Annotated in this window: 7 protein-coding genes and 1 pseudogene; 3 read left to right on the top strand and 5 right to left on the bottom strand. The window is 41.1% G+C overall.

Annotated features, from left to right (window positions below; all coding sequences use genetic code 11):
• Positions 1–86 precede the first annotated feature (86 nt).
• A pseudogene (locus B3J29_RS15390) lies at positions 87–389 on the top strand (hypothetical protein); the annotation flags it as partial.
• Between the two features lie 73 nt (positions 390–462).
• Here B3J29_RS15390 and B3J29_RS01890 read toward each other — a convergent pair.
• The 4 genes from B3J29_RS01890 to B3J29_RS01875 all read right to left on the bottom strand — a co-directional run bounded on the left by B3J29_RS01890 (position 463) and on the right by B3J29_RS01875 (position 3,417).
• Positions 463–777: a putative quinol monooxygenase gene (locus B3J29_RS01890; RefSeq protein WP_004812141.1), complete on the bottom strand. Its 315-nt coding sequence runs from the start codon at positions 775–777 to the stop codon at positions 463–465.
• Positions 778–1,110: 333 nt separating this feature from the next.
• Positions 1,111–1,779, bottom strand: coding sequence for an alpha/beta hydrolase-fold protein (locus tag B3J29_RS01885; protein ID WP_286964244.1), 669 nt, complete (start codon positions 1,777–1,779; stop codon positions 1,111–1,113).
• Between the two features lie 228 nt (positions 1,780–2,007).
• Positions 2,008–3,120, bottom strand: a complete 1,113-nt coding sequence (locus tag B3J29_RS01880) for an S-(hydroxymethyl)glutathione dehydrogenase/class III alcohol dehydrogenase (protein ID WP_000842149.1) — start codon at positions 3,118–3,120, stop codon at positions 2,008–2,010.
• 21 nt (positions 3,121–3,141) lie between these two features.
• Positions 3,142–3,417: a metal/formaldehyde-sensitive transcriptional repressor gene (locus B3J29_RS01875; RefSeq protein ID WP_001133624.1), complete on the bottom strand. Its 276-nt coding sequence runs from the start codon at positions 3,415–3,417 to the stop codon at positions 3,142–3,144.
• Between the two features lie 467 nt (positions 3,418–3,884).
• Here B3J29_RS01875 and B3J29_RS01870 point away from each other — a divergent pair, with 467 nt between their 5' ends.
• Together B3J29_RS01870 and B3J29_RS01865 are read left to right on the top strand one after the other, a co-directional pair.
• A complete protein-coding gene (locus B3J29_RS01870) occupies positions 3,885–4,880 on the top strand; it encodes a zinc-dependent alcohol dehydrogenase family protein (RefSeq protein WP_004812136.1) in 996 nt (331 codons plus the stop codon).
• Positions 4,870–5,886, top strand: coding sequence for a zinc-dependent alcohol dehydrogenase family protein (locus B3J29_RS01865; RefSeq protein ID WP_004812134.1), 1,017 nt, complete (start codon positions 4,870–4,872; stop codon positions 5,884–5,886). Before B3J29_RS01870 ends, B3J29_RS01865 begins: the two co-directional genes overlap by 11 nt.
• A gap of 23 nt (positions 5,887–5,909) precedes the next feature.
• Here the strand turns inward: B3J29_RS01865 and B3J29_RS01860 are convergent.
• The coding region (locus B3J29_RS01860) for a LysR family transcriptional regulator (RefSeq protein ID WP_286964243.1) at positions 5,910–6,711 on the bottom strand (802 nt) is incomplete at its 5' end.

The raw sequence follows: 6,711 nt of genomic DNA, 5'->3' as shown, positions 1-6,711 counted from the left end.
ACCATGTGGTGACTATACATAAAAATAGACCAGTCGTCTATTTTTATAAAAATTATTTCAGCTTGCAACTTTAGTGATGGTTAAAAAATCCAGGCTTGTTCTATACCGCTTTTATTATTGATGTATTTTCACGAGCGATTGTTGGATGAAAGGTATCAACACGTATGACTACTGACATGGTCATGAACGCATTGGCTAAAACAGTGGTGATTGAATATTTAAAGCAGATTGGCACGGTTTAGCAGATGTACAAATGCGACAGTGAATTAAATATATTGGTTCAATATAAAGCATGTACATGGGTGCATTCGTTTATTTACCCTGTTTTGATATTGATCCATGTAAATGATGAAATTAAGCCATTAAATAAAGTAGCCCAACTTGAATAAAAAGCCTCCGACAAACCTCAAAGGGTTGAAGTGCTGTCTTTCATTCGAAATTTCAGGCAGCACTTTCATACATTTAGGCGTCAGTATGAGCTGGTAGTTTACTAGCCAAAACATCTACTTTTTCAATTGATGGTGGCTCTGAAAATAGCTCATCGGCCTGAGCCATCAAAGCAGCTGCAACCTTGCCAGATAAATGTGCTTGGCGACCCGCCTCATCAGGAAATGCATCAAAAATACCAAATGTTGTAGGCCCAAGACGTAGGCCAAACCACGCAACTGTCGCAGGTTCTTCCATTACAATAGGTAAACCGGCTTTAAGGAAAGCTTCCACTTCGTCTTCTTTACCCGGTTTAGCTTCAAGGCGGACATATAAAGCTGTTTTAAGCATGACTAAAACTCCACAATTGATTAGAATTCAAACGATTCTGACATTGCTAATGGATGCATGTCAGAAAGTTTTGTTGTATAAAAGTTAAAAAAAATTCCCATAGCTGAGCCAAAATCTGATTTTTTTATTTCGGCATAATGCTATGAATTTATTCAAGTTAATATCATTAACATTTGAATCAAAAAATTAAGATATGAGATGATTAAATTCAATCTTAGTTATATAAGGATCAATTGATTCGTCCTTAGATTTATAAGCTGACCTCTTCATCTGGAAATTATATTGCTCAAGAGACATTCAAGAACAACATGTACATCCTCATATCTATGAAAGTTATTTAGCTAGGAATTTGCTGTGAAACTCTAGATGTTTCTCTATAAAGCTCGCAATGAAGTAATAGCTATGGTCATACCCTTCTCTTAGGTTAAGTGTAAGAGGATATTCTTGTTCCAAACAAATATCACTAAGAAGCTTAGGCCTTAACTGTTCTTCAAGAAAATCATCAGCTGTTCCCTGATCGACTAAAATAGGTAAATGAACTTCAGCGTTTTTGATTAATTCAATCGCATCATAGCTTTTCCATAAAGTTTCGGTTTCACCTAGGTAGTGTGTGAAAGCCTTTTTCCCCCAAGGTACTTGGCTAGGTGCAACAATTGGTGCAAAAGCAGAAATACTTTTATACAGCTCAGNNACATAGAATCCTGCGCCTTGGCCTAAATCATAATCTGCATGATCTGGTACATCCTCTCCACGTGGGCTGGTATCTGGTGCAACAATAATGACTTTATGTTCAGCCGCATACTTTTGTGCGCCGGCTTTAGTAATAAAGTTCTGTTCGTTGCAAGTCAGTCCTGATAACCAATATAAAACTGGCAACCGCTCATCTTTGTCATGAGGTGGCAGATATATTGAGAATTTCATTGAACAGTTTAATGCTATTGACTGATGGCGATACACTTCTTGCGATCCACCAAAAGAAGCATGTTTCTCAATTATTTCCATAATCAATTACCTATGTTGAGCAAGACTTCATGAGAAATCGAGTAAACAAAGAGTCTGACATTCTTCACAGAGAATAGTGATAAAGATTTAAAATGTAGGCAGGTTTATTGAAGCTATACACGATGCCTGCACAGATAGATCTGTTTTACAGATGATGTGCCGTTTTAGAGGATTCCATGCATGTCATTCATGATGCACATGCATGGAAAAGTATAAGGCCTGACGGAATTACTCGTAATGAATTACAGTACGAATTGACTTACCTTCATGCATTAGATCAAAGGCTTCATTGATCTGATCCAAGCCCATGGTGTGTGTCACAAATGGTTCTAATTGAATTTTACCTTTCATGGCATCTTCAACCATTCCTGGAAGTTGCGTGCGACCTTTTACGCCACCAAAAGCAGAACCTAACCATTTACGACCAGTAACTAGTTGGAATGGACGGGTAGAGATTTCTTGACCTGCGCCAGCTACACCAATAATTACGGATTGTCCCCAGCCACGGTGTGCACTTTCAAGGGCTGCACGCATTACATTCACGTTGCCAATACATTCAAATGAATGATCTACACCCCAGCCAGTCATTTCGACAATTACTTGCTGGATCGGTTTATCGTAGTCTTTAGGGTTCAAGAAGTCCGTTGCACCAAACTCTTTTGCCAGCGCAAATTTATCTGGATTCATGTCAACCACAATAATACGTCCTGCTTTAGCTTGACGTGCGGCTTGTACGACTGCTAGACCAATACCACCTAAACCAAAGACCGCAACACTATCACCTTCTTGTACTTTAGCGGTGTTGTGTACTGCACCGATACCCGTTGTGACACCACAACCTAGTAAGCAGACATGTTCGTGATTGGCTTCAGGATTGATTTTAGCCAATGATACTTCTGCCACTACCGTGTATTCACTGAACGTTGAGCAGCCCATATAGTGGTAAATCGGTTGACCATTATAGGAAAAACGAGTTGTGCCATCTGGCATTACGCCTCTACCTTGAGTTTCGCGAACGGAAATACACAAGTTCGATTTTCCAGATTTACAGAATACGCACTCGCCACATTCAGCGGTGTAAAGTGGAATTACATGATCACCTGGTTTGACGCTAGTCACGCCTTCACCAACCTCAACTACGACACCAGCACCTTCATGCCCGAGAATAGCCGGAAAAACACCTTCAGGATCATCGCCAGATAAAGTAAATGCGTCTGTATGACACACACCGGTATGGGAGATCTTGATTAATACTTCACCTTTCTTCGGTGGTGCAACATCAACCTCAACAATTTGAAGAGGTTGACCAGGACCAAACGCAACGGCAGCACGTGACTTCATGGAATAATTCCTTATACAGATCTATTTTAAATATGATTTTAGAATCTTGGCGATTTCAGCCAATTCTTCTTTTCGTTGTTGTTCTGTGGTTTCACCTGATACTAAAGTGTCTTTTAAATGAACCTCTAACATCTCATTCATTAAACCATTAATAGCACCACGCACAGAGCATATTTGTTGCAGAATTGCACCACATTCCACATTGTCTTCTAACGCTTTTTCAATCGCTTGCGTCTGACCTTTGATCTTTCTGACGCGTAGAAGAATCTTTTTTTTGTCTTCAACCTGATTAGGCATCAGACCTCCTTATTTGCTAGCATTTATACTATAGTACCCCATAGTATAAAAAAAGCAATAATTTTTATAAATCGAAAAATCAAAAAGGTCTTTAGCGAAAATTTTCTATCCCTGTTTTTAGTTTTTTTAAATTAACGTCGTAGAGCTTATGCGAAGGTCACAAAAAAATGGGACTTTTAGCTGCCATTTTTTATTTTGGCTCATGTTCTTTGTAATGCTGTGACCTTTTAGAATTATGTTTCAAATTTTAGCCACTTTGTAGATATTTTGAACGTTTCAAGCCTTGAAAATACTACCGACAGTTTAGATTAAACTGCCTTTACAGACTGTACTAGAATATTTTTAGTGAGCGGATGATATTTATTATTCATTATTTAGGAATTATTAAATCCTATAAATATCATTTATTGGATTAATTTACTTTGGTACTGTGCATATCATCCCCCAGTTAAGAATAAGGAACAACTATGAATAAGATGATGAATGCTCTTATCCTAGAAAATTTTGGTGCTCATGAATTTACACGTGTAGAACTCCCTATACCTCAACCAGAGGCTGGGCAAGTTCTAGTACGTATTCATGCCAGTGGTGTAAACCCTATTGATTATAAAATTCGTCTTGGTGAAGCACCATATGCTATGCCAGAGCTTCCTGCCGTGTTGGGAACAGATATGGCTGGGGTTGTAACTGCTATTGGTGAAGGTGTCACTCACTTCAACGTCGGAGATGAAGTTTACGGTCTGATTGGTGGCGTTTGTAATCTTCAAGGATCTTTAGCAGAATATGTTGTAGCAGATGCTGATCTGATCGCATTAAAGCCACGGAATATCTCTATGCGCGAGGCAGCAGTACTACCATTGACGTTCCTCACCGCTTGGGAAGGTTTAGTGGATAATGCGAAGGTCCAACCAGGGCAAACTGTACTGGTTCAAGGTGGTGCTGGTGGCGTTGGTTATATGGTGGTTCAGCTTGCAAAAGCACTTGATGCAAATGTTTGGGCGACTGGTCGTACAGCTGATCAATCACTGATTTCAGAACTCGGTGCAACACCTCTCGATTACACAACAGCATCTTCCGATGACATTATTGCTGCAAGCCCTGAGGGTCAAGGTTTTAACATTGTTTACGACACTGTGGGTGGTCCAGTACTCGAAGCTTCACTTTCCATGACAACTCACTATGGCCACATTACCAGCTGTGCTGCATTTGGTAATCATAATTTAGCGAGTTCATCTCTACGGTGTGCCACAGTGTCTGGCGTATTCGTCCTAATGCCGATGTTAACAGGCAATCGCCGTTCTCATCATGGTGATATCCTTAAGATCGCGACTCGTCTCGTTGAGGAAGGTAAACTGCGTCCTATTGTTGATCCTCGTCATTTTACTCTAGACCAAGCGATTGAGGCTCATGATGCTGTTCAAGATCGCTCTGCCAATATTAAGGTAGTGATTGATGTCATTTAACGCACTTCAGGCCAAGACTTGGCGCTTCAATAGTATTGGAGATACAGATGTTCTGACATTAGAAACACTTCCTGTTGCTTTACCAGCAGCAGGAGAAGTTCTAATCCAGATGAAAACGATCGGACTCAACCGGGCTGATGTAATGTTTCGGCGTGGTACTTATATTCAAAAGGCAGTATTCCCTTCTCGTCTGGGATATGAGGGAGCAGGCATAGTTCTGGCAATAGGTGAAGGTGTACGCCAATTTTCTCCAGGAGATGCAGTATCGATTCTTCCGACTGACAATCTAGCCAAATATGGGACATATACGGACAAGCTTCTGATTCCAGAAACTTTTTTAGTTCACAAACCCGATAGTTTAAGCTGGGAAGAAGCTTCTTCAATCTGGATGCAGTATTTGACGGCTTGGGGTGGTGTAATCCATGCTGGTGGAGTTTCGAAAGGCAAAACGATCTTGATCACAGCAGCTTCAAGTAGCGTAGGACTAGCTGCGATACAGATCGCTGAAGCAGCGGGTGCTAAGGTCATTGCAAGTACACAGACGATAGAGAAAAAGCAACGTTTACTGGATCTCGGTGTTAAAAATGTTATAGCCAGTGAAGATGAACCAGATTTGTATGAGGCGCTTGTTTCACGTTTGGGTGGAGAATATCTTGATGTCGCCTTCGATGCTGTAGGAGGGCCACATATTGAACAGATTGCAAAAGCGATGTCTGTGGGAGGAACGATGGTTATGCATGGTGCACTTAGCCCGGAGATCACACCATTCCCCCTAAAAATTGCATTACGCAAGAGCTTAACTATGCGAGGTTTTTTGTTCCTTGAGGTTCTGCATGACCCTGTTCTAAGGGAGCAAGCCAGACGATTTATTCTTAGCAGTATAGGTGCAGGATATCTTCGTCCAGTGATCGACTGTTGCTTTAACTTTGAGGACATGCATGACGCTCAGCGCTATCTTGAATCAAATCAGCAAATAGGAAAAATTGTAGTTACTCTAAATACATGATGGTCTTATCTGATTNNTCTGATTCAGGTTTCTATATGGCCCAGCACTTCCACTAAGTAATCAAACAATGCTCGGATTCGCAAAGGTGTCGGGCCCCGCTGTGGACGATATAAATACAGGCGCCAAACAGGAGAGGTTTCCTCATGAAGTATCTGAATGAGCTTACCACTCCTAAGCCACGGCAAAACTAGAAATCCAGGCATGTGTCCGAATCCAACTCCAGCGAGAATCGCTTGAAATTCAGCTTCTAGATCATCTGTAATAAAACGGGGCTTTGATGGCGTAAAGCTTCGACTTTCGGTGAATGTCCATGGCCAGTAACGTCCTGTTTTATGATCGACTAATGCTGTTAGAGGGTATTTATCTAGGTCAATAATTTTTTTGGGCATTCCAACCTTATCAATTAACTCTGGCGTACCCACAGAATAAAAGTTCACTTTCGCCAATTCCCTTGCCACATATCGATTGTCCGGCAAAAATCCAAATCTGATCCCGATATCTATCCGCTCATCGATCACATCCGAGTGTGAATCTGTTAGCACACAATCCACGACAATATCTGGATAACGTGTGGCAAATTCTGCTAGTGCAGGTACTACCAATTTGCGCCCTAACACAGACGACACAGTAAGACGCACAGTCCCACGCATTTCATCTCGTTTTTCCTTGGTGTCTTTTACAAACAAAGCATCGATCGATCCCACCGCAAAACGTGCTTGCTTTGCCAGACGCTCACCATCAGCGGTAATTTTAATTTGTCGAGTACTCCTGTAAAACAGAATCTCTCCGCGCTGCTCTTCTAGCTCTTTTATTGCCCGTGTCACT

The organism is Acinetobacter sp. UBA5984, assembly GCF_002429925.1.
Lineage (GTDB): Bacteria > Pseudomonadota > Gammaproteobacteria > Pseudomonadales > Moraxellaceae > Acinetobacter > Acinetobacter variabilis.
The sequence above is the reverse complement of the archived record's forward strand: the minus strand, read 5'-3'. Positions and strand labels throughout refer to the sequence as shown.